Here is a 23,173-nt window from a genome sequence, read left to right on the forward strand (position 1 = left end):
CTACTGTGGGAGCTGGCTTGCCAGCGATTGCGGACTACCAGCCTCCGCCCAAAGCCAGGAACAACCCGATCTGCCCCATCGCCACCTGGGTATTGGCCGTCGCCAATTGCGCGCGCATGTCGGTGTAGGTGCGGGTCGCTTCGAGGTCGGCGAGGAAGGACGCCCGGCCAGCCTGGTAGAAGCGGTGGGTCTGATCCGCCGCCAGCCGCGCCGAGCGCTCCGCGTCTTGCAATGCATCACGACGGTCCAGCAAGGCGCTGTACTGGGCCAGGCTGGTCTGGGTTTCGCGAATGGCGTTGAGCACCACGCCGTCGAAGTTCGCCAGCGCGGCTTGGGTGCTGGCTTCTGCTTCACGAATCCGCGCCCGCGAGCCGTTTGTCGGTACAGTCCAGGTCAGCAGCGGACCAAAGCCCCAACGGTTGGTCGCCGGTTTGCCGAGGTTTTCCAGGATGCCGATGGTGCCGACCTGCGCGCCGATGCTGATATCCGGGTACAACTGACCAGTGGCCACGCCGATGGTCGCGGTGGCTGCTGCCAACTGGCGCTCGGCCCGCCGCACATCGGGGCGGCGCTTGAGCAACGCGGCGCCATCGCCCACCGGAATCAGTTGGGCGATGTGCGGCAGCTCGGCGCAGTCGGCGGTTCCGACAGGCAACTGGTCGACCGGTTTGGCCAGCAGCATCGACAAGGTGTACAGGCCAGCCTCGCGGGCTGCCTGGTAGCGCGGCAGCTCGGCGCGCAGGGATTTGAAGCGGGTTTCCGAGCGGGTCACCTGGGTTTCGTCGCCACGGCCGGCATCGCGCAGGCGCTGGGTCAGGCTGACGCCCTGCTCTTGCAGATCCAGCGACTCGCGGGCGATGTGCAGTTCCTCGTTGGCCGCGCACACCTGGGTGTAGGCGCGAACCACGTCGGCGACCACGGTGATGCGCGCGGTGTCCGCCGCGGCCTGGGCGGCGTCGGCATTGGCCTGGACCGCCTCGACACCACGCTTGAGGGTGCCCCATAGGTCGAATTGATAGGACGCGCTGAGAATCGCCTCGCCGATATTCGCCACCGGCACTTTCTCCGGCAGCAGGAACGCTTCCCCCGACTCCTGCAAGCGCTGCGCCCCCAGCTTCACGCCGCCATTGAAACCACCCTGGGCCTCGGCTTCCTCGACCTGAGCGCGAGCGCGGGCGATGTTGGCCGCGGCCACGCGCAGCTCGCTGTTGGCCGCCAGCGCCTGATTGACCAGCGTATCCAGCCGCCCGTCACGGTACAGCCGCCACCAGTCACCCGGCACCGGCGCCGACACCACGCTGTCGGCATCGGCGCGCAACGCACCTTGCAGGTCGCCACGGTTGACCGCCGCATTCTCCGGCAGGTGGTAATCCGGCCCGACCATCTGGCAGGCCGAGAGCATCAGGCTGACGCCCAGCACCGACAGCGTTTTCATTGATGCGCGTCCTCGATGATCGACACCGTGGCGGTCCGCCCGGCGATCAGGCGGAAGTCCGCTGGCACGTCGTCGAAGGCGATCCGCACCGGAATCCGCTGCGCCAGCCGCACCCAGCTGAACGCCGGGTTGACGTTGGGCAGCAGATTGGCGCCGCTGCTGCGATCGCGGTCTTCGATGCCGGCGGCGATGCTCTGCACATGGCCGCGCAGGCGGGTGCTGTCGCCCATCACGCGGATGTCCACGGACTGGCCGATCTGGATACCGGACAGCTTGGTTTCCTCGAAGTAGCCATCGACGTGGTACGACTCGCTGTCCACCACCGACAGCACCGGACGGCCAACACTGACAAACTCATGGGCCCGCGGCGCGCGGTCGTTGAGGTAGCCGTTGACCGGGCTGCGCACCACCGAACGGTCGAGGTTGAGCTGCGCCGCGTCCACCGCCACCTGGGCTTCATCCAGCGCCGACTGGGCGCGGGCCTGGCGTGACTGGCTCTCTTCCAGTTGCTCGGCCGCCACCAGGTTGCCGAGGCCCTTGTTGCGCTTGGTCTCGCGCTGCGCCTGGGCCAGGGTTTCCTTGCGCTCGGCGAGGGTCGCCTGTGCCTGGCGCAACGCCAGGTGGAAGCGGTCCTGGTCGATGGTGAACAGCACGTCGCCGCGCTTGATCAATTGGTTGTCACGGACCTCGACCTGCTGGATCAGGCCGGAGACGTCCGGGGCGATCTGGATCACGTCGGCGCGGATATGCCCGTCGCGGGTCCAGGGGGCGAACATGTAATACAGGACCATCTGCCAGACCAGCACGGTCGCCAGGGTCACTACCAGCAGCGTCAGGACCACGCGGCCCAGGGTCAACAAAGGTTTTTTCATGGCAGCATCAGGCTTCGGCAAAAGTGGTCCACCGTGCCGAGCAGCACGGCGTAGAGCGCAACGTTGAAGAGTGCCCGGTGCCAGACCAGGCGATAGAAATGCACGCGGTTGAGTACGGCATGCAGTGCGAGGAACAGCACATAGGTCAGCAGCATCATCACCAGCAGCGTGGGCAGGAACACCCCGCTGATATCCAGTTCACCGATCACAGGGGCGCTCCATCGATGCCATAAGGCAGTTGCGGTTGACGGTCGGCGGGCTCCAGCACCACTTCCACACCCGGCAGCAGCGCCAGGCGCAGACCACTGAGCGCGTGCAGCAAGTGCAGGCGGGCATCGCCGTGGCCGTCCATGGCCGCAATATTCAGGGCGCGGCGTGCCAGTTCCATGCTGCCCAGCAGCGCGGGCGGCGCGTGCAGGCGCTCGCGGGCGTCGAGGCAGGCCTGGAAGTGCGCACCGACTTCCGCGATGACCTTTTCCAGCGCCGCCCGAGGCTGCGCCGACGCCCGCGGCAGGTACGCCAGCAGGTCGAGCAGGTTGAGGCCGACGCGCAGGTCACGCAGGGCGCTGCCGCTGTCCTGGCCGGTCTGGTTCAGGCGCGGCAAGTGCTGCATCAGGCGGTCAAGCATCTGCACGCCGAGGCGGCGATGTTCGGCGAGGGTCGCTGGCCGGGTCATGCCGACGATGTCGTGCCAACTGAAGCGGGTCAGGCGCTTGGCCGCCAGCTCGACGCCAAACGGGCGCATCACCAGGGTCCAGAGGAAGGCGAACAGCAGCCCGACAGGCCCGGCGATGTTGGCGTTGACGAAGGCCAGGAAGTCGGCGTCGTAGGCGCCCTGAATGCTGATGAACGACGCGGTGTTGACGATGGTCAGCAGCGTGCCGAGGTAGAAACGCGGCTGCACGGTCAGGGTGCCGACGCAGATGAACGGGATGGCGAAGGCCAGTACCAGCATCGGGAAGTCATGCAGGTTCGGCAGCACCAGGAACAGGTAGAGGCTGGCGAACACCACCGACAGCGTGGTCCAGAAGAAGAACCGGTAAATCTGTGGCGCCGGGTCGTCCATCGCCGCGAAGAAGCTGCACGCCACCGCCGCGAGGATCACTGCGCTGGCGCCATCGGCCCAGCCCGTCAGGATCCACAGGGCGGTGGCGGCGAGGATCGCGGTGAAGGTGGAGAACACCGAATAGAGCATCAGGCCGCGGTCGAGGAACGGCGTCAGCCGACCCAGTCGCCAGTGCCGGTACACGGCACGCCAGGGCGAGAGGTCTTCGCGGGCGATGGCGTGTTTCAAGCTGCAACAGTCCTGCCACAGGTCGATCCACTCGCCGAGCCGATACAGCGCGTTGGACAGCAGCAAGCCGGGGCGGTCATCCAGTTCGGCGACGCTGGGTTGCAGGCGCTCGAGCTGTTCGCGCAGGGCCGACCAGCGTTCCACCGAGGCGTCATCGGCGCTGGCGCGCAGCCATTCGCGGGTGCTCGCCAGCAGCGGTTGCAACGCTTGCGCCTGCTGTGGTGCGCGGGCTTCGAGGGCGAGCAAGGCGTCGTCCAGCGCATCGATCACCGGCAGCAGGTGGATCATCCGCCCGCGCAATTCGCGGGCGTTCTTCACCGTCTGCGGACGAGCGCCTTCATGGGAAAGCTGGCCGATCATCATTTCCAGCGAGTTGAAGGTGGTGACCATCGAGGCGCGCAGGCTGCCGACCGTGTCGGCGGCGGTGTCGCGGGCAAGGAAGGTGTCGCTGTAGCGGATCGCCTCGGCGAACCAGTTGCCGGTGGCGCCGACGAACACCGGGGTCAGCCGGCGCGGCCAGAACACCGCGCCGACCACCGCCGCGCAGACGATGCCGAGGCAGATTTCCTGGGCCCGCGACGAAGCGATATCAAACACCGCCAGCGGGTTGTCGACCACCGGCAGCGCAATCATCGGCAAGGTGTAGCCGGCCAGCATCAGGGTGTAACTGTTGGCGGTGCGCAGGTGCAGCGAAAGGAACAACAGCGTGGCGGTCCACAGCGCGACAGCGATCGTCAGCAGCACCGGCGCCTGCACCAGCATCGGCACCAGGAACACCGCGCCGGCCGCGCCGATCAGCGTGCCGACGGCGCGGTACAAGGCTTTGGAACTGGTGGGTCCGACGAACGGGCTGGAGACGATGTACACCGTGGCCATCGCCCAGTAAGGCCGCGGCAGTTGCAGCAGCAGAGCGATGTACAGCGCGATCATCGACGCGGCGAAGGTGCGCACGCCGTAGAACCAGTCCCGCGCCGGAGGCATGGAGCTGAAGAAGTCTTTCACAGGGGCAGGCCCGGCGAGCGCTGGGCCGCCTCTTCGAAGGCCTTGATCACGCGCAGTGCGGCTTCGAGGTCGGCGGCGGGAATGTCTTTGAGCACGTCGCGGCGCAAACGCACCAGTTCGCCTTCAATGGCCTCGGCCAGTTCCCGGCCCTTGTCCGTCAGACTCAGAGCCTTGGCCCGGCGGTCGCCCGGGTCTTCGCTGCGGCAGACGAAACCGGCGCCGCACAACTGGTCCAACAGGCGCACCAGCGACGGGCTTTCCACCCCCACCGCCTGCGCCACCGCGACCTGATGCACGCCGTCGCCCAGACGCAGGATCATCAGCAGCGGCACCGCGCAGGCTTCGGAAATGCCAAAGCGCGCCAGCGTGGTCTGGCAGATGCGCCGCCAGTTGCGGCTGGCCGCGACCATGCCGCTGCTGGTGTTCATTTGCAGTGCGTCGAGTTTCATGGGAACGGTAGTGACCATATTCATAGTTTGCTAACTATCAATATTCTTCGATCACGCCCCCGAGCGTCAATAGCCTTTCGGCACGGCGCCGGTCGAGCGCCGCAGACCCCACATCAGATGCGCAACTGGGCCTCCAGTTTCATCGCCAGCGCCAGCGGGCTGCCGAGGCTGATGGCCTGGTCGCGCCAGAACAGATAACGTAGATCGTTGCCGCTGGTGTTGAAGTGCAACGCCAGCTCTTCCGCCGCCTGCGCGACCCCGGCCACCGCCGCCAGCTCCAGCCAATACACCCCGGCACGGCTGTCGGCGGCGACCTGCTGACCGTGCAGCAAGCGATAACCCGCCTCGAAACGGCAGCGCGCATCGCCACGCTGGGCGCCACGGAAAAACCATTCGTAGGCTTGTTGCAGATCTACCGACCAGAGATTGCCGCCGCCATCGCAGACCTCTTCTTCATACAAATCGCCCAATGCTGCGGCAGCCTCGGCCAGCCCGGCCTCGAAGGCATGCCGGTAATACTCGGCGGCGTTGAGATAGGAAATCTCCACGCCCTTGCCGAAGTAGTGCTGCTGGCCAAGGTTGAACCAGGCCACCGCACTGCCCTGTAACGCCGCCATGCGCAGCAGGTGTCCGGCGAGCGTCGGGTCGGCGCGCCAGTAGCGGCCGTTGAGCCAGATCCAGCCCAGGTCGTTGAGCGCCGTGATACTGCCTTCCAGCGCCTGCCGACGCAGATCGCCATAGACCGCCAGCAAGTCCGGAGCCTCATCCAGCAGGCTGACCAGGCTGAAGCGCTCCCCCAGCGCCGCCCGCTGCGCCGGCAGGCCGACGCCGGTGTACAGCCGCCTCACGCGCAGACGGCCAGGCGCGGGCACGACACGCTCGGGCAAGAGGCGCCCGAGCAGAGAGTAGATATTGCTGGCAGCAGACATGTTCATCCTCACTGAACCGCCCTCCCTGGTTTCTGCGCGGGCGTTGAGGCGTGATTCTGCTGGGCGTCACGACAAAACCTGTCGCGGACACGTTGGTCGGGGCAATTCAACGGTTCATCCCTGAATGGGTAAATTAATGGCAAACTGCCATGCCTTCTGCTGGACATCATGCTTTCGCCGCAAGCCTAGACAAGGACTGACCGTTTTGCCCTCCGCCACCACCCGCGCCACCCTCAGCCGTCAATGGGAATTGCTGCGCCAGCTCCCCAGCCGCTCCCCCGGCATCACCAGCGCGGAGCTGGTCCTGCGCCTCAAGGACGCGGGCTTCAGCATCAGCAAGCGCAGCATCGAACGCGACCTCAACGAGCTGTCGCTGATCTTCCCGCTGGAGCGCAACGACCGCAGTATTCCCTACGGTTGGTACTGGGCGGCGAACGCCTACGTGGACTTGCGCGGCCTCAGCGTGGGCGAGGCGCTGAGCCTGGCGCTGGTGGAAGACGCGGTGCGGCCCCTGCTCCCCGGCAGCATGCTCAAAGGGCTGGATGCGCGCTTCAGCCATGCCCGGCAAAAGCTGGAACACCTTTCGTCGGAGAACAAGGCAGCGCGCTGGCTCGACAAGGTCGCCAGCGTGCGGCCGGACATGAACATGCAGGCCCCGGAGGTCTCCGATGCCATTCTGGAAACGGTGCAAAAGGCCCTGCTTGAGGAATATCAGTTGCAGTGCCAGTACTACTCGGCGCACACCGACCGCACCGTCGAACTGACCCTCAACCCGCTGGCGCTGATCCAGCGCGGCCAGGTCGCCTACCTGATCGCCACCGCCCAACCGTTCACCGACACCCGTCAGTTCGCGGTGCACCGCTTCCGCCAGTTGAGCATGCTGGACAGTCCGGCCCAGGGCCTGGACGCCTTCGACCTGCAAAGCTACCTGCGCAGCGACGCCCTGCAGTTCGGCAGTGCCGAGAAGATTGAATTGCACGCCTGGGTTAGCAGCAACCTCGCGCGGCTGGTGCGCGAGACGCCGCTGTCAGCGGACATGACCCTGACTGACCTGGAACATGGCCACCGGCTCCAGGCCACGGTCAGCAACAGTTGGAGCCTGCGCTGGTGGCTGCTCAGCCAGGGCGATGAACTGATCGTCGAACAGCCAACGGCGCTGCGCCAGTTGATCGCCAAGACCCTGAGCAGCGCGGCGGCGCAATATCAGGACGAGTGATTCAGCGCTGCATCCCCCAGCGCCGCACCGTCACCCGCTCCAGCACATTGAACACCAGACTCTCCACCAGCAGACCGATCAGGATCACCACCGCAAGGCCAGCGAACACCTTGTCGGTGTACAGCTCGTTGCGATTCTGGAAGATGTACCAGCCCAGCCCGCCTTTGCCGCTGGTGGCGCCAAACACCAGTTCGGCGGCGATCAGTGTGCGCCAGGCGAAGGCCCAGCCAATCTTCAGGCCCGAGAGGATCGACGGCAGCGCCGCCGGCACCAGGATGTGCACCACCAGCCGCAAACCGCGCAGACCGTAGTTGCGCCCGGCCATGCGCAGGGTTTCGTTGACGCCGAGAAAACCCGCGTAGGTGTTCAGCGCCAGGGCCCAGAGCACCGAGTGCACCAGCACGAAAATCAGGCTGTTCTCGCCCAGTCCGAACCACAGCAGCGCCAGCGGCAACAGGGCGATGGCCGGCAACGGGTTGAACATCGAGGTCAGCGTGTCGAGCAGGTCGCGGCCGATCTGCGTGGACACCGCCAGGCTGGTCAGGCCGAACGCCAGGACGATGCCCAGCACATAGCCCTTGAGCAGCACCACCAGCGACACGCCGACTTTCTCCAGCAGCTCGCCGCTGATCAGGCCGTCGTACAGCGCATGGGCAGTTTGCAGGAAGGTTGGTAGCAAAAGGTCGTTGCCCTGATAACGGGCTGCGGCTTCCCAGAGGATCGCCAGCACGATCAGGATCACGCTCTTGCGCAGCCAACGGTGCTGCCACAGGCGCTGGGCCAGCGGCAGTTCGCGCTCCAGGGCGATGCCGTCCCAAGGCTGCAGGGCGATCTCGTATTCCTGACGCGGGGAAGATGAAGTAGTCATGAGAAAGCTCCCGGTCAGTAGGCGATACGAATGTCGTTGAAGCCCAGGTCAACCTCATCGGCCGGCGCCTGGCCGTCTTCGAACAACAGGTTGTGGATGCGCCGGGCGCTGGCCTGGAAGTCGGTGCCGCCGAGGCTGTGCAGGTCGTATTGATGGCTGTGAATCTCGGCACGCACCCGTCCCGGATGCGGCGACAACAGCAGAATACGGTTGCCCACCACCAGCGCTTCCTCGATGGAGTGAGTGACGAACAGCAGGGTGAACCGCACCTCCTCCCACAACGCCAGCAGCTCTTCCTGCATCTTGCGCCGGGTCAGCGCATCGAGCGCGGCGAAGGGTTCGTCCATGAGCAGGACCTTCGGCTGCATGGCCAATGCCCGGGCAATCGAAACCCGCGCTTTCATGCCGCCGGACAAGGTGTGCGGATAGGCGTCGGCGAACGCTGCCAGGCCGACTTTTTCCAGGTAGTGCAACGCCCGCTGCTCGGCCTCGGCGCGCTTGAGGGTGCCGGACACCAGCAGCGGGAACATCACGTTCTGCTTCACGGTTTTCCAGGGCGGCAACTGGTCGAACTCCTGGAACACCACGATGCGATCAGGGCCGGGGCCATGCACCGCCTGGCCTTGCAGGCGGATGCTGCCTTCGCTCGGTTCGATGAAGCCGGCCACGGCCTTGAGCAAGGTCGACTTGCCACAGCCAGACGGCCCGAGCAGGACGAAGCGGTCGCCCTTGTCCACGTCGAAACTGACCTGGTGGGTGGCCCGCACCACGCGCTGCGCGGTGCGGTATTCCAGGCTGAGAGAATCCACCTGCAACAACGGTGGGGTGTCTACGCGGCTCAGCTTGCTGGCCGTGTGGCCTTGCAATTGGGCGGTCATTAACTCAGCTCCCCTGCAACGGCTTGTCGTCCTGGAAGAAGTAGTCCTTCCACGATTCCGGCTTGTGCTTGATGGCGCCGACCCGGTACAGGAACTCGGCCAGCGGATAGGTGTTCTTCGGCGTGATGCTGAATTCGTACTTCGGGTTGTCGATGATTTTCAACAGTTCGTCGCGGCTGATCTTGGCCTTGGTCACGCGGATATAGGTGTCTGCCGCCGCAGCCTTGTCGTGTTGGGCGAAGTCCGCCGCTTCGGCGAGCGCGTCGACGAAGGCCTTGTAGGTCTTGGGGTTGTCCGCGCGGAATTTCTCGGTGGTGAACAGCACCGTCGGCGAGTTCGGGCCGAGCAGCTCGTAGGTGTCGAGCACGACGTGGACGTCCTTGTTGGCCAGCGCCTGGTCCTGGAACGGCGGATTGGAGAAGTGCGCGTTCAGCTCGGTGCCACCGGCCAGCAGTGCCGCAGTGGCGTCTGGATGCGGGACAGCCAGGCTGTACTTGTCGAGACGGTTGTATTCCTTGTCGCCCCACTGCTTGGCGGCGGCGTATTGCAGGAAGCGCGACTGCACCGAGACACCCACCGCCGGCAGGGCGATGCGGTCTTTTTCGGTGAAGTCGGCGATGGTCTTCACGTTCGGGTTGCTGCTCAGCAGGTAGTACGGGAAGTTGCCGAGCGACGCCACGGCCTTGACGTTCTGCCGGCCGTAGGTGCGGTCCCAGATGGTCAGCAGCGGACCGACGCCGGCACCGACGATGTCCACCGAGCCGGACAACAGCGCGTCGTTGGTCGCGGCGCCGCCGGACAGTTGGGTCCAGTCGACCTTGATGTCGAGGCCCTGCTCCTTGCCGTGCTTCTCGATGAGGCCCTGGTCGCGAACGACGTTGAGCAGCAGGTAAACGATGCCGAACTGTTCGGCGATGCGGATTTCGCCTTCGGCCTGGGCCACGCTCGGTGCGACAAGGCTGCCGGCGATCAGGCTGGCGCCCAGGCCGATACTGGCCGCGAGGCGGCTGAATGAGTTACGCATGGTGAATTCCTCGACAGGTCAGAACGGGGCGTCGCCCTGGATGGTGGTGCGGTACAGCTTGCGGCGCAGGTGCGCCGGGCAGCCGGCGGCCAGGTGGATCAACGAGCGGTTGTCCCAGAAAACAAGGTCGTGGGGGCGCCATTGATGGCGGTAGATGTTCTGCTCCAGCACGCTGTGGGCGTAGAGCTCGGCGAGGATCTGCCGGCTTTCGTCTTCGGGCAGGCCGACGATACGGGTGGTGAAGCCTTCGCTGACGAACAGCGCCTTGCGGCCGTTTTCCGGGTGGGTGCGGACGACCGGATGGATGACTTCCTGAACCTGCGCCAGTTGCTCGGCGGTCAGGGTCGGGCGCCAGTTGCCTTCGAATTTGGTTTCGCTGTAGCGCGCAGTGTAGGAGTGCGCCGCACTGCGGCCTTCGACCGCTTTGCGCAGGTGTTCCGGCAGGTTTTCCCAGGCTTTGTGCATGTCGGCGAACAGGGTGTCGCCGCCTTCGCTGGGCAGTTCCTGGGCGTGCAACATCGAGCCCAGGCTCGGCAGCTCCTTGTACGACAGGTCCGAATGCCAGAACTTGCCGGCATCGCCCAGGCCGACGTTCTGGCCGTTCTCGACAATGTTGGAGACGATGAGGATTTCCGGGTGATTGGCCAGCAGGAACTGCTTGAGCACATGGATCTGCAGCACGCCGAAACGACGGCTGAATGCGATCTGTTGTTCGGGGGTTATGCGCTGGTCGCGAAAGACCAGGACATGGTGGTCGAGGTGAGCCCGGTGGATGCGGGCGAAGTCTTCACCGTTGACCGGAAGGGACAGGTCGAGGCCGATGATCTCGGCGCCGACTGCGCCGTCGAAAGGCTGTATTACGAAGGTTTGTTGCTGCGCGCCGTCGATGGACGACAAGACGTTAGAGGCCGCTGACATGATTCACTCCCACACAGAGCGCGCCCAACAGGTGCGCGCATCGATCAAGAAACTCACGGGTTTGCCGTGTTGGTTCGTGTTCGTGCGGCGCGCCGATTGGTCGGCGGGTACGCAGGGGACTGACTATAAAGGCATAAGAAAAATTATTTAAATACCTTTAGTGAATAAGAATATTCGGGTTTTTGGGGCCCGCACCTACGGTGCTCTGTAGGAGCGAGCTTGCTCGCGATGAACCCCAAATGGGCCTGCTCTCACCCGGAAAAACTCCCGGCCGTCGCCTGCAACCCCGCCAACAACAACCGCTGATACACCTCCTCCTTCAACCCCTCCGGCTTCTCCAGCCCCATCCGCGCCAATTGCGCCGGATACGCCTCCGGCGCCGGTGCATCCAGTGCTGCCTTGCCCAGCTCCAGCGCCTCGCTCAGCTTGAACTTGCTCTTCAGCCAGTTCAGCGCCCGCAACAGATCCCGCTCCTCGGCAGTGAAATCACAGCCCAGCGGATACTCCGGGAACAGCCGCCCATGCCGCGCGCGCAGCGCTTCCAGGCGTTGCGGCGTGTTGTCGGTAAAGCGCGCATCGAGGACGAAATCCTCCGCCAGCTTGCCGGCCTTCTGCGCCTGGGCCTGCAACTGCGGCTGGAAGCGCGAGTCGCTGATCGCCAGCAGGCGGGCGATGACTTCGGCGTCGGTCTGACCACGCAGATCGGCGATGCCGTATTCGGTAATCACCACATCCCGTAGGTGCCGGGGAATGGTGCAGTGGCCGTACTCCCAGACGATATTGGAATTCACCTCACCGCCCGCCTCGCGCCAGGAGCGCAGCAGCAGGATCGAACGCGCGCCTTCCAGCGCATGGCCCTGGACCACGAAGTTGTATTGCCCGCCCACGCCGCTGAGCACGCGGCCGTCTTCCAGTTGGTCGGCAACACCGGCGCCCATCAGGGTCATGGTGAACACCGTGTTGATGAAGCGGGCATCGCGGCGCTGCAACCGCTTGAGCGCTTCCTGGCCGTACAGTTCGTTGATGAAGCTGATGGCACCCATGGCGATCCGGGCGCGCCTCTCCATCGGCAGCTCGCGTAGGCGCTGGTAGAACGCCCGCGGCCCGAGGAAAAAGCCGCCATGCACCAACACGCCGTCGCTGTCCGCCGCCGCGCCAGCGTTGGCCGCCTGCTGGCGCGTTTCATCGGCATACACCGGACGCCGGACGATGCCCGCTTCGAGCAATGCCAGCAAACCGTTGACGAACATTTCGCTGCAACCGTAGAGCCCGTGGACAAAGGGCATGACCCCGCCTTCCCGCTCGATCAGCCCTTGCCACGGCGACAGATCCAGCTCGCCCAGCAGCGCCTGATACCCCGGTGTGTCCGCCTGTCGCGCCAGCAGCGCTGCGGTCAGTGCATCGCCCATGGCGCCGATGCCGATCTGCAGCGTGCCGCCGTCGCGCACCAGGGTGCTGGCGTGCACGCCGATCAGATGGTCCTGGGTGCTGACCGGCATGTTCGGTGTGGAAAACAGCCGGCACTGCTCCGGGGCGTCGATCAGCAGGTCGAAGTCATCCCGCGCCAGCTCCGCCGTGCCGGGCATGTACGGCAGCTCGGCGTGCACCTGCCCGAGCAGCAGGATGGTTTCGCCGGCGGCGCGGCGGCGCGCGATCATCGGCAGCAGGTCGAGGGTGATGTCGGGGTTGCAGCTCAGGCTCAGGTGATCGGGGCGGGTGTCGTCCTCGGCCACCAGTTGCGCGATGAGGTTCAGGCCCTTGGCATTGATGTCACGGGCGGCATGGCTGTAGTTGCTGCTGACGTAGTCCTGCTGCGCCTGCGGGCTGTGCAGCAGGCTGCCGGGCTGGAGGAAGAACTGCTCGACGCGGATGTTCGCCGGCAACCGGCTGGCGCGCAGGTCGGTGAGGTAGTCCAGCTCCTGGTAATCGGCGAACACCCGCTCGACGAAGGGTTCGAGAAAGCGCCGCTGCAGGCCGTCGCCAAGATCGGGGCGGCCGAGGGTCAGCGCGGTGTAGATGGTCAAGCGCCGCTCCGGCAGTTCCCGCACCCGTGCATACAGCGCGTTGACGAACCGGTTGGGCTTGCCCAGCCCCAGCGGCAAGCCCATGTGAATATGCGCCGGCAATTGCGCCAGCACCTGCTCCACCGCGTTCTCGATCGAATACCTGTGCACTGTGCCGTCTCCCCGTGGCGCCCGTGAGTACAGCTTGGACCGGGCGGCTGTCCGAATTACTGCACGGTAGCCAGAAACGACGAAGCCCGCACAAGGCGGGCTTCGTTGCGGGGTTCGCGAGGCTTACAGGCCGGACATCTTCTTGATGGCGCCTTTCAGGTCGTCATCCGAGCAGTCGGCGCAGGTGCCTTTCGGCGGCATGGCGTTGATGCCGGTGATCGCCTTGGCGAGGATGCCATCGAGACCACCCTGGTGGTCGGCACGCTCTTTCCAGGCTGCGGTATCGCCAACTTTCGGCGCGCCCAGCAGACCGGTGCCATGGCAGGCATTGCAGTGCTTGGCGATGATTTCATCCGCGGTTTTGGCACCGCCGCCAGCAGCGGAGGCAGCCACTTCCATTCCCTTGCATTCCTGACCCTGGACGCAGACCTGGCCGACGGGTTCCAGTCGCTTGGCGATCTCGTCGTTGGTCGTAGCCTGAGCACTGACTGCCCAAAGGGCCACTACGGTAGCTGGTACGGCCAGCATTTTCTTGATTAGGTTCACACGTACACCCTCATGGTGGCTAGTCACGCCCGCGGCCACGGATTCGCAGGCGGCGCAAGTATAGCGGGAACCCCGCCGCACCGAAACAGCCCTACAGACTAAAGGGGTTTAGCCGCGACAATCAGCCGCGCCACGCTCTGTTCGCAAGCCTCTTTTCAGAAGTTCGCCGGGGTGGCTGCGCTGATCAGCCGTGCCGGCTCATCGTAGGGATTGCGGAAGCGGTGCGGCTTGGTGCTTTCGAAATAATAGCTGTCGCCCGCCTCGAGGATGAAGGTTTCCATGCCCACCACCAGTTCCAGCCGACCTTCGAGCAAAATGCCGGTCTCTTCGCCGTCATGGGTGAGCATTTCTTCGCCGGTGTCGGCGCCTGGCGGGTAGATCTCGTTGAGAAAGGCGATGGCGCGGCTTGGATGGCCCTTGCCGACCAGCTTCATGGTCACGGCGCCGTCCGAAATGTCGATCAGTTCGTGGGCCTTGTAGACGATCTGCTTCGGGTTTTCCGGCAGCAGGTCTTCGGAGAAAAACTCCATCATCGACATCGGAATACCGCCCAGCACCTTGCGCAGCGAGCTGATGGACGGGCTCACGCTGTTTTTCTCGATCATCGAGATGGTGCTGTTGGTCACGCCCGCGCGCTTGGCGAGTTCCCGCTGAGACAGGCCCTTGAGCTTGCGAATGGCTTGTAGTCGTTCACCGACGTCCAATGCTGGAGCCCTCCTGACGAACGTATGGGGTCGAAATGTGCGCCATCATCGCAACAGCGTTCAGTATTTACAACACTTCGACCCGCAGCTCGTCAGTGATGGCGCGTCACTCTCCGGTATAGATCAGCGGTACCCGGCGCAGGTTGCAAAAGATTTGATAGGGAATGGTATCGGCCTTCGCCGCCACCTCGCTGGCCAGTACCCGCTTGCCCCACAACTCCACCGGACTGCCGAGACCGGCTTGTGGCACGTCGGTGAGGTCGATGCACAACATGTCCATGGAAACCCGCCCAATCAGCTGGCTGCGCTGGCCGGCGACCACCACCGGCGTGCCGGTTGGGGCGTGACGCGGGTAGCCGTCGGCGTAGCCCATGGCGACCACACCAACCCGCGTAGGGCGCTGGCTGACAAAGCGCGCGCCGTAGCCCACCGGCTCACCGGCGGGCAATTCACGCACGCTGATGACGCGGGATTTGAGGGTCATCACCGGCTTTAAAAGGTCCGCTTGGGCGTGCGAGGTTTCGAACGGGGTGGCGCCATAGAGCATGATGCCCGGACGCACCCAGTCACTCGGAATCTGTGGCCAGCCAAGCACGCCCGGCGAGTTGCGCAGGCTGACTTCGGCATCCAGGCCCTGACGTGCGGCCTGGAACACGGCCACCTGGTCGTTGCTGGCCTGACTGTCCAGTTCGTCGGCGCGGGCGAAGTGGCTCATCAGCACGATCTTCGACACCTTGCCGCTGGCCTGCAGGCGCTGGTACGCAGGCTGATAGTCCTTCGGATGCAGACCCACCCGGTGCATGCCCGAGTCGAGCTTGAGCCAGACCTGAATCGGCTTGGCCAGCGCGGCCTTCTCGATCGCCTCCAGTTGCCACAGCGAATGCACCACACACCAGAAGTCGTGCTGGACGATCAACGGCAGTTCGTCGGCCTCGAAGAAGCCTTCCAGCAGCAGCACCGGTGCCTTGATCCCCGCCTCGCGCAGCGCCAGCGCCTCTTCGATGCAGGCCACGGCAAAACCATCGGCCTCGGCTTCCAGCGCCTGGGCGCAGCGCACCGCGCCATGCCCGTAGGCATCGGCCTTGATCACCGCCAGGGCGCGGGCCCCGGAGAGTTGACGGGCAATCTGGAAGTTGTGGCGGAGTGCTTGCAGGTCGATCAGGGCACGGGCGGGACGCATGACGGCAGCCTTCTGGCAGTCTGTTTGAGGAAAAAAGACCCGGCGCCTGAACGGCACCGGGTGAGGACGAGAGAGTCTTACGGAAGTGCGGCGACCACCGACATTTCAACCAGGATTTCCGGTTCGCAAAGCTTGGCTTCGACCGTGGCACGGGCCGGCGCGACGCCTTTGGGCAGCCACTTGTCCCACACCGCGTTCATGCCCTGGAAGTCGGCATCGATGTCTTTCAGGTAAATGGTCACCGAAAGCAGACGGTTCTTGTCGGTACCTGCCAGGTCCAGCAGGCGTTCGATATTGCCCAGCGTTTCACGGGTCTGTTGTTCGATCCCGGCGTTCATGTCGTTGCCCACCTGGCCCGCCAGATACAGGGTGCCGTTGTGGGTGACGATCTGACTCATACGCTCATTGGTGAGCTGGCGCTGGATTGCCATGCTTGGCGGTCTCCTGGTGTTGTCCGTAGCGTGAAATATCGAGGCCTTCGGCACTGATCTGCGGCTTTTTCCGTGCAATCAGGTCAGCCAGCAGGCGGCCGGAACCGCAAGCCATAGTCCAGCCGAGCGTGCCGTGACCGGTGTTGAGGAACAGGTTGCGGAACGGTGTGGCACCCACGATCGGCGTACCGTCCGGCGTGGTCGGGCGCAGACCGGTCCAGAATTCGGCCTCGCGCAGGTTGCCGCCAAGAGGATAGAGATCGTTGACGATCATCTCCAGCGTTTCGCGCCGACGCGGGTTCAGCGACAGGTCAAAACCGGCAATTTCAGCCATGCCGCCAACACGGATGCGGTTGTCGAAACGGGTGATCGCGACCTTGTAGGTCTCGTCGAGGATGGTGGAGGTCGGTGCCATGTCCGGGTTGGTGATCGGCACGGTCAGAGAGTAACCCTTGAGCGGATACACCGGCGCCTTGATGCCCAGCGGCTTGAGCAATTGCGGCGAGTAGCTGCCGAGCGCCAGCACGTAGCGGTCGGCGGTTTCCAGCTTGCCGTCGATCCACACGCCATTGATACGGTCGCCAGCGAAGTCCAGGCGCTGGATGTTCTGGCCGAAGCGGAACTCGACGCCCAGCTTGATCGCCATTTCCGCCAGGCGGGTGGTGAACAGTTGGCAGTCGCCGGTCTGGTCATTCGGCAGACGCAGGGCACCGGCGAGGATATCGGAAACATTGGCCAGGGCCGGCTCGACGCGAGCAATGCCTTCGCGGTCCAGCAGTTCGTAAGGCACGCCGGCCTGTTCGAGGACGGCGATGTCCTTGGCCGCGTTGTCCAGTTGCGCCTGGGTGCGGAACAGTTGGGTGGTGCCGAGGGAGCGGCCTTCGTAGGCGATGCCGGTTTCGGCGCGCAGTTCATCGAGGCAGTCGCGGCTGTACTCGGACAGACGCACCATGCGCTCCTTGTTCACCGCGTAGCGATTGGCGGTGCAGTTGCGCAGCATCTGGGCCATCCACAGGTACTGATCGACGTCGCCCGTAGCCTTGATGGCCAATGGCGCGTGGCGCTCCAGCAGCCACTTGATGGCTTTCAGCGGAACGCCCGGCGCGGCCCACGGCGAGGCATAACCTGGCGACACCTGACCGGCGTTGGCGAAACTGGTTTCCATGGCCACCGCCGGCTGGCGATCGACCACCACGACCTCGAAACCTTGCCGGGCCAGATAGTAGGCACTGGCGGTTCCGATCACACCGCTACCAAGTACCAGAACGCGCATGTTGTATCCCTCGAAGCGGCGCACCGCCGACATTTATTGTGAAAGGCATGAATGCGCGCAGTGTAAAAAACTCGAGGCAGTGCATTTCACTATATAAAAACCTATATTTGGCGAGAATTCTCGGCAAAGTCGGCTTTTACAAAGGGGCATCCACTATGAGAACCCAGCACCAAAGCAAGCGTGAACTGGACAAGATCGACCGGAATATCCTGCGCATCCTGCAGACCGACGGGCGTATTTCCTTCACCGAGCTGGGCGAAAAGGTCGGGCTTTCGACCACACCGTGCACCGAGCGGGTCCGCCGCCTGGAGCGCGAAGGCATCATCATGGGCTACAACGCCCGCCTCAATCCGCAGCACCTCAAGGGCAGCCTGCTGGTGTTCGTGGAGATCAGCCTGGACTACAAGTCCGGCGACACCTTCGAGGAATTCCGCCGCGCCGTGCTCAAGCTGCCGCACGTGCTGGAATGCCATCTGGTCTCGGGTGATTTCGACTATCTGGTGAAGGCGCGGATTTCCGAAATGGCTTCGTACCGCAAGCTGCTCGGCGACATCCTGCTGAAGCTGCCGCACGTGCGCGAGTCGAAGAGCTACATCGTCATGGAAGAAGTGAAGGAAAGCCTGAACCTGCCGATTCCTGACTGATTCCTACACCAGCACCTGACGGGTGCTGGCGATGAACTGATGAACCAGGTGCTCGGCTCCCGCATCGATCATCTCTTGCGGGCCGCGCCCCCGTGGGCACGGCAAACGCGGGGTGGTGCCAAACAGCCGGCAGATCAGCGGCCGTTCCTCGTACACCGTGCAGCCCTGGGGCCCGAGGTGCACGCAGTTGAGCTCGGCCAGTGCGGCTTCCTGCTCCTCGGCGCTCTTGCGCGGCAGGCGTGCCATCTCCTCGCTGGAGGTGGTCACCGGCCCACAGCAATCGTGGCAACCCGGGACGCAGTCGAAGGAAGGAATCTGGTCGCGCAGGAAGCGGATCTTGTGGCTGTTACAGGACATCGAAGGGGGCACCGGAAAGGACGGGCAAGGAAAAACCCGGCCATTTTGCCTGACGGTTGCCCGGCCACGAAAGCGCGGCATATGCTGCGTCGACTTTATATGAATCCAGACTCAGGATAACCCCCATGAACGCCCGCGTTCAGCAGCCAACCTCGCACACCGCTTCCTACTACGCCGCCAGCAGCGTCCCACGGCCGGATTACCCGCGCCTGACCGGCGAACTGCGCTGCGACGTCTGTGTGGTCGGCGGCGGTTACTCGGGGCTGAACACCGCCCTCGAGCTGGCCGACCGCGGTTTCAGCGTGATCCTGCTGGAAGCCCGCAAGGTCGGCTGGGGCGCCAGTGGGCGCAACGGCGGACAACTGATCCGTGGTGTCGGCCACGGCCTTGAACAGTTTCACTCGGTGATCGGCGAAGACGGCGTGCGCCAGATGAAGCTGATGGGCCTGGAAGCAGTGGAAATCGTCCGCCAGCGCGTCGAGCGCCACGCTATCCCCTGCGACCTGACCTGGGGCTACTGTGACCTCGCGAACAAGCCCGGCGAATTCGACGATTTCGCCGAAGAAGCCCAGGCCCTGCGCGACCTTGGCTATCGCCACGAACTGCGCCTGGTCCCGCCCGGGCAGATGCACAGCGTAATCGGCTCGGACCGCTACGCCGGCGGCCTGATCGACATGGGTTCCGGCCATCTGCACCCGCTGAATCTCGCCCTCGGCGAGGCGGCGGCGGCGACGCAACTGGGTGTACAGATTTTCGAAGAATCCGCGGTCACCCGCATCGACTACGGCCCGCAGGTAACGGTGCACACCGAGCACGGCAGCGTCCGCGCCAGCACCCTGGTGCTGTGCTGCAACGCCTACCTCAACGACCTCAACCGCGAACTGGGCGGCAAGGTTCTTCCCGCCGGTAGCTACATCATCGCCACCGAACCGCTGGGCGAAGAACGGGCGCGACAACTGCTGCCGCAGAACATGGCCGTGTGCGACCAACGGGTAACGGTGGATTACTTCCGCCTGTCCGCCGATAACCGGCTGCTGTTCGGCGGTGCCTGCCACTATTCCGGCCGTGACCCGAAGGACATCGGCGCCTACATGCGGCCGAAAATGCTCAAGGTATTCCCGCAACTGGCAGACGTGCGCATCGACTTCCAGTGGGGCGGCATGATCGGGATCGGCGCCAACCGCCTGCCACAGATCGGGCGACTGCGTGAGCAGCCCAATGTGTATTACGCGCAGGCGTATGCCGGGCATGGACTGAATGCCACGCACCTGGCCGGGCGGATACTTGGGGAAGCAATCAGCGGCCAGCAGAGCGGGCGCTTCGATCTGTTCGACCGGGTGCCACACATCACCTTCCCTGGCGGCAAACACCTGCGCTCGCCATTGCTGGCGCTGGGCATGCTCTGGCACCGGCTCAAGGCACTGGCCTGATCCGTATCAGGAGCGCCAGAACGGCTTGAGCCCTTCTTCCTGTGCAGCCTCGCGGCTCAGGCCGATGTCTTTCAACTGATCGGGCGTCAGGTCGAGCAACGCCCGGCGGGTGCGCCAGCGATGTAGCATCAGACCCAGGCGGCCCATGCCGGTCGGCGTCTTGATCAGTGATTTGCGCTGGCCTTGCTCCAGCTCGCAGCCATACAACTTCAATCGCACATCACTCAGGCCGTTCATCGCGTCACTCCGTTCAGGGTGGGAAACCGTAGAGAAAGGATGCGCGTCCGGGGAAAAGCATTACAGATCCAACCAACGACTATTATTCCCATACAGATTTCGCCAAATTCGCTCTGAATGCTGTATTTTTCCGACATCTGTACTGGTTATGTCCTACAGATCTGTCTGGAGTACGCTCATGACCCTCTACCTGAACCTCGCCGAACTGCTGGGCGCCCGCATTGAACAGGGCCTGTACCGCCCGGGTGATCGCCTGCCGTCAATACGCGCCCTGAGCCTTGAGCACGGGGTCAGCCTGAGCACCGTGCAGCAGGCCTATCGACTGCTGGAAGACAACGGCCTGGTGGCACCGCGGCCCAAGTCCGGCTACTTCGTGCCACAACATCGCAACCTCCCGGCACTGCCGGCGATCGGTCGCCCGGCGCAAAGGCCTGTGGATATCTCCCAGTGGGAACACGTGGTGGAGCTGGTGCGCAGCGTGCCGCGCAAGGATGTGGTGCAACTGGGGCGCGGCATGCCGGATGTCGACAGCCCGACCCTGAAACCGCTGCTGCGCAGCCTGGCCCAGCTCAGCCGTCGCCAGGACATGCCGGGCCTCTACTACGACACCATCAGCGGCAACCTGGCCCTGCGCGAGCAAGTGGCGCGGCTGATGCTCGACTCCGGCTGCACGGTGAACGCGGCTGATCTGGTGATCACCACCGGCTGCCACGAAGCGTTGTCGGCAAGCATCCGCGCCGTGTGTGAACCAGGCGACATCGTCGCGGTGGATTCACCGAGCTTCCACGGTGCCATGCAGACCCTGAAGGGCCTGGGCATGAAGGCCATGGAAATCCCCACCGACCCGCTCACCGGCATCAGCCTCGAAGCCCTCGAACTGGCGCTGGAACAATGGCCGATCAAGCTGATCCAGGTAACGCCAAGCTGCAACAACCCGCTCGGCTACATCATGCCCGAGGCCCGCAAGCGCGCCCTGTTGAGCCTGGCACAGCGCTTCGACGTGGCGATCCTCGAAGACGATGTGTATGGCGACCTGGCCTACACCTACCCACGACCGCGGACCATCAAGTCCTTCGACGATGACGGACGCGTGTTGCTGTGCAGTTCCTTCTCCAAGACCCTCGCCCCCGGCCTGCGCATCGGCTGGGTCGCGCCGGGGCGCTACTTCGAGCGGGTGCTGCACATGAAGTACATCAGCACCGGCAGCACCGCGCCGCAGCCGCAACTGGCGATCGCCGACTTCATCGAGGCCGGCCACTACCAGCCCCACTTGCGGCGCATGCGCAGCCAGTACCAGCGTGGCCGTGACCAGATGATCGACTGGGTCACCCGCTACTTCCCAAAAGGCACGCGGGTCAGCCGGCCACAGGGCAGCTTCCTGCTCTGGGTCGAATTGCCGGAGCACTTCGACACCCTGCGCCTGAATCGCGCTTTGCTCGGGCAAGGCGTACAGATCGCCATGGGCAGCATCTTTTCCGCCTCCGGCAAATACCGCAATTGCCTGCGCATGAACTACGCCGCCCGGCCGAGCCCGGCGATCGAAGCTGCGGTGCGCACCGTCGGCGAAACCGCCATTCGTCTACTGGCCGAGGAGGTAATCGCCGGGTAACGTTGCGCTGCTTCGCGCGGTCTACAGTTCAACTGCCCCGCGACCACGGAATCCTCATTTGACCAGTCATCGGCTCCTGCCCTTTCTGCTCACCCTGCTACTGGCCCTCAGTGGCTGCGCCAGCGTCAGCGTGCCGCGCGATGTCAGCCAGGCCCTGCCGGCCAGCGACTCGCCGTTCGGCCGTTCGGTGCAGCGCCAGGCCGCCGCCTATGACGGGCGCTCCGGCTTCCGCCTGCTGCCCAACAGCAACGAAGCCTTCCGCGCCCGCGCCGAGTTGGTCCGCAACGCGCAAAGCAGCATCGACCTGCAGTACTACATCGTCAACGACGGCCTCAGCACCCGCGCGCTGGTGCACGAACTGCTGGCCGCCGCCGATCGCGGCGTGCGGGTGCGCATCCTGCTCGACGACACCACCAGCGATGGCCAGGACACCCAGATGGGCGTACTGGCCGCCCATCCGAACATCCAGATCCGCGTGTTCAACCCGCTGCAACTGGGCCGCAGCACCGGCGTCACCCGCGCCATGGGCCGGCTGTTCAACCTCTCGCGCCAGCACCGGCGAATGCACAACAAGCTGTGGCTGGTGGACAACAGCATGGCCATCGTCGGCGGACGCAACCTGGGCGACGCCTATTTCGACGCCGAGCCGAACCTGAACTTCACCGACATCGACCTGCTGGGCGTCGGCCCGGTCGCCGAGCAACTGGGGCACAGCTTCGATCAATACTGGAACAGTGCCCTGAGCCAGCCCATTGGTGACTTCCTCTACCGCCAGCCGGACGCCGACGACCTGCGCGCCAGCCGCCAGCGCCTGGAACAGTCACTCGCCGAAGCGCGGCTGCAGCACAAACAACTCTACGACCGGCTGATGGCCTACCAGACCCAGCCGCGCCTCGACCTTTGGCGCAATGAACTGATCTGGGCCCACAGCAAGGCCCTGTGGGATGCGCCGAGCAAGGTGCTGGCCGACGACGAGCCGGACCCGCAGTTGCTGATGAGCCAGCAACTGGCGCCGGACCTCAACAACGTGCGCCATGAGCTGATCCTCATCTCGGCGTACTTCGTGCCCCGCGAGCCGGGCCTGCTGTACCTGACCGGCCGCGCCGACGCCGGCGTCTCGGTCAGCCTTCTGACCAACTCCCTGGAAGCCACCGATGTACCCGCCGTGCACGGTGGCTACGCGCCTTATCGCAAGGCGTTGCTGGAACATGGCGTGAAGCTCTTCGAACTGCGGCGCCAGCCCGGTGATCCTGGGCAACCGCGCTACAGCGTCAGGGGCGGCTCGGATTCGAGCCTGCACAGCAAAGCCATCGTCTTCGACCGCCAGAAGACCTTCATCGGCTCGTTCAACTTCGACCCGCGCTCGGTGCTGTGGAACACCGAAGTCGGCGTGCTGGTGGACAGCCCGGAGCTCGCGCAATACACCCGCGACCTGGCGATCCAGGGCACGGCGCCAGCGGTGGCGTATCAGGTGAAATTGCAGGACGGCAAGCTGGTGTGGGTCACCGAGGACAACGGCCAGCAGCGCGTGCTGACCACCGAACCCGGCGGCCTGTGGCGGCGATTCAATGCATGGATCACCAAGGCTGTCGGGTTGGAGAAGATGCTGTGAGGTGGGGTTGGGCGCGGCCGTGGTGAGAGCTGGAGCACGTTGCGGTTGTCATGGTGCCGTTCTTGATTCCAGATCCATATCGGCGGGCCAT

General features: G+C 64.6%; 23 protein-coding genes. 5 read left to right on the forward strand and 18 right to left on the reverse strand.

What is annotated here, in order from left to right; all coding sequences use genetic code 11:
* Window positions 1–34: 34 nt before the first annotated feature.
* From DM374_RS21465 to DM374_RS21490, 6 genes are all read right to left on the reverse strand, one after another.
* Window positions 35–1,435, reverse strand: coding sequence for an efflux transporter outer membrane subunit (locus DM374_RS21465; RefSeq protein WP_110971705.1), 1,401 nt, complete (start codon window positions 1,433–1,435; stop codon window positions 35–37).
* Window positions 1,432–2,307, reverse strand: a complete 876-nt coding sequence (locus DM374_RS21470; protein WP_110971706.1) for an efflux RND transporter periplasmic adaptor subunit — start codon at window positions 2,305–2,307, stop codon at window positions 1,432–1,434. The genes DM374_RS21465 and DM374_RS21470 overlap by 4 nt, the downstream gene beginning before the upstream one ends.
* A complete protein-coding gene (locus DM374_RS21475) occupies window positions 2,304–2,516 on the reverse strand; it encodes a DUF1656 domain-containing protein (RefSeq protein WP_095158997.1) in 213 nt (70 codons plus the stop codon). The genes DM374_RS21470 and DM374_RS21475 overlap by 4 nt, the downstream gene beginning before the upstream one ends.
* On the reverse strand, window positions 2,513–4,603 hold the full coding sequence (locus DM374_RS21480; protein ID WP_110971707.1) for an FUSC family protein: 2,091 nt from the start codon (window positions 4,601–4,603) through the stop codon (window positions 2,513–2,515). The genes DM374_RS21475 and DM374_RS21480 overlap by 4 nt, the downstream gene beginning before the upstream one ends.
* Window positions 4,600–5,052 carry a MarR family winged helix-turn-helix transcriptional regulator gene (locus DM374_RS21485; RefSeq protein WP_110971708.1) on the reverse strand — a complete coding sequence of 151 codons (453 nt, stop codon included), beginning with the start codon at window positions 5,050–5,052 and terminating at the stop codon, window positions 4,600–4,602. Before DM374_RS21485 ends, DM374_RS21480 begins: the two co-directional genes overlap by 4 nt.
* Before the next feature lie 113 nt (window positions 5,053–5,165).
* The gene (locus DM374_RS21490) at window positions 5,166–5,981 is read right to left on the reverse strand and encodes a tetratricopeptide repeat protein (RefSeq protein ID WP_110971722.1); all 816 of its coding nucleotides are present in this window, start codon (window positions 5,979–5,981) and stop codon (window positions 5,166–5,168) included.
* A 205-nt stretch (window positions 5,982–6,186) separates the two neighbouring features.
* On the opposite strand from DM374_RS21490, the gene DM374_RS21495 reads away from it, so the two are divergent.
* Window positions 6,187–7,197, forward strand: a complete 1,011-nt coding sequence (locus tag DM374_RS21495) for a helix-turn-helix transcriptional regulator (protein ID WP_110971709.1) — start codon at window positions 6,187–6,189, stop codon at window positions 7,195–7,197.
* Window position 7,198: 1 nt separating this feature from the next.
* Here the strand turns inward: DM374_RS21495 and DM374_RS21500 are convergent, their stop codons facing one another.
* From DM374_RS21500 to dadA, 10 genes are all read right to left on the reverse strand, one after another.
* Entirely contained in the window at window positions 7,199–8,065 is an 867-nt protein-coding gene (locus DM374_RS21500) for an ABC transporter permease (protein ID WP_110971710.1), read from the reverse strand.
* A gap of 14 nt (window positions 8,066–8,079) precedes the next feature.
* Window positions 8,080–8,943, reverse strand: coding sequence for an ABC transporter ATP-binding protein (locus tag DM374_RS21505; RefSeq protein ID WP_110971711.1), 864 nt, complete (start codon window positions 8,941–8,943; stop codon window positions 8,080–8,082).
* Between the two features lie 4 nt (window positions 8,944–8,947).
* Window positions 8,948–9,967 (reverse strand): ABC transporter substrate-binding protein, encoded by a 1,020-nt coding sequence (locus DM374_RS21510; RefSeq protein ID WP_110971712.1) that lies wholly within the window; start codon window positions 9,965–9,967, stop codon window positions 8,948–8,950.
* A gap of 18 nt (window positions 9,968–9,985) precedes the next feature.
* Window positions 9,986–10,885 carry a TauD/TfdA dioxygenase family protein gene (locus DM374_RS21515; protein ID WP_110971713.1) on the reverse strand — a complete coding sequence of 300 codons (900 nt, stop codon included), beginning with the start codon at window positions 10,883–10,885 and terminating at the stop codon, window positions 9,986–9,988.
* A 251-nt stretch (window positions 10,886–11,136) separates the two neighbouring features.
* Complete coding sequence (locus DM374_RS21520; protein ID WP_110971714.1) at window positions 11,137–13,059, reverse strand: acetyl-CoA hydrolase/transferase C-terminal domain-containing protein; 1,923 nt, start codon at window positions 13,057–13,059, stop codon at window positions 11,137–11,139.
* A 123-nt stretch (window positions 13,060–13,182) separates the two neighbouring features.
* Complete coding sequence (locus tag DM374_RS21525) at window positions 13,183–13,587, reverse strand: c-type cytochrome (RefSeq protein WP_110971723.1); 405 nt, start codon at window positions 13,585–13,587, stop codon at window positions 13,183–13,185.
* Window positions 13,588–13,760: 173 nt separating this feature from the next.
* The gene (locus tag DM374_RS21530; protein WP_110971715.1) at window positions 13,761–14,309 is read right to left on the reverse strand and encodes a cupin domain-containing protein; all 549 of its coding nucleotides are present in this window, start codon (window positions 14,307–14,309) and stop codon (window positions 13,761–13,763) included.
* Between the two features lie 106 nt (window positions 14,310–14,415).
* Window positions 14,416–15,489, reverse strand: a complete 1,074-nt coding sequence (gene alr, locus DM374_RS21535; RefSeq protein ID WP_110971716.1) for an alanine racemase — start codon at window positions 15,487–15,489, stop codon at window positions 14,416–14,418.
* 77 nt (window positions 15,490–15,566) lie between these two features.
* Entirely contained in the window at window positions 15,567–15,920 is a 354-nt protein-coding gene (locus DM374_RS21540) for a RidA family protein (protein ID WP_095158986.1), read from the reverse strand.
* The gene (gene dadA / locus DM374_RS21545; protein WP_110971724.1) at window positions 15,892–17,193 is read right to left on the reverse strand and encodes a D-amino acid dehydrogenase; all 1,302 of its coding nucleotides are present in this window, start codon (window positions 17,191–17,193) and stop codon (window positions 15,892–15,894) included. Before dadA ends, DM374_RS21540 begins: the two co-directional genes overlap by 29 nt.
* A gap of 155 nt (window positions 17,194–17,348) precedes the next feature.
* Between dadA and dadR the strand changes: the two genes are divergently transcribed.
* Window positions 17,349–17,837, forward strand: coding sequence for a transcriptional regulator DadR (dadR, locus tag DM374_RS21550; RefSeq protein ID WP_042121505.1), 489 nt, complete (start codon window positions 17,349–17,351; stop codon window positions 17,835–17,837).
* 3 nt (window positions 17,838–17,840) lie between these two features.
* Here the strand turns inward: dadR and DM374_RS21555 are convergent, their stop codons facing one another.
* Window positions 17,841–18,194 (reverse strand): YkgJ family cysteine cluster protein, encoded by a 354-nt coding sequence (locus tag DM374_RS21555; protein WP_110971717.1) that lies wholly within the window; start codon window positions 18,192–18,194, stop codon window positions 17,841–17,843.
* A 125-nt stretch (window positions 18,195–18,319) separates the two neighbouring features.
* Here DM374_RS21555 and DM374_RS21560 point away from each other — a divergent pair, with 125 nt between their 5' ends.
* Window positions 18,320–19,624: an NAD(P)/FAD-dependent oxidoreductase gene (locus DM374_RS21560; protein ID WP_110971718.1), complete on the forward strand. Its 1,305-nt coding sequence runs from the start codon at window positions 18,320–18,322 to the stop codon at window positions 19,622–19,624.
* Window positions 19,625–19,630: 6 nt separating this feature from the next.
* On the opposite strand, the gene DM374_RS21565 is transcribed toward DM374_RS21560, so the two are convergent.
* A complete protein-coding gene (locus tag DM374_RS21565; RefSeq protein WP_110971719.1) occupies window positions 19,631–19,861 on the reverse strand; it encodes a DUF1127 domain-containing protein in 231 nt (76 codons plus the stop codon).
* Between the two features lie 178 nt (window positions 19,862–20,039).
* Between DM374_RS21565 and DM374_RS21570 the strand changes: the two genes are divergently transcribed.
* Both DM374_RS21570 and DM374_RS21575 read left to right on the forward strand, forming a co-directional pair.
* Complete coding sequence (locus tag DM374_RS21570; RefSeq protein ID WP_110971720.1) at window positions 20,040–21,470, forward strand: aminotransferase-like domain-containing protein; 1,431 nt, start codon at window positions 20,040–20,042, stop codon at window positions 21,468–21,470.
* Window positions 21,471–21,528: 58 nt separating this feature from the next.
* Complete coding sequence (locus tag DM374_RS21575; RefSeq protein WP_110971721.1) at window positions 21,529–23,082, forward strand: phospholipase D family protein; 1,554 nt, start codon at window positions 21,529–21,531, stop codon at window positions 23,080–23,082.
* Window positions 23,083–23,173 lie beyond the last annotated feature (91 nt).

Source organism: Pseudomonas huaxiensis, assembly GCF_003231275.1.
In the GTDB taxonomy this organism is placed as follows: domain Bacteria; phylum Pseudomonadota; class Gammaproteobacteria; order Pseudomonadales; family Pseudomonadaceae; genus Aquipseudomonas; species Aquipseudomonas huaxiensis.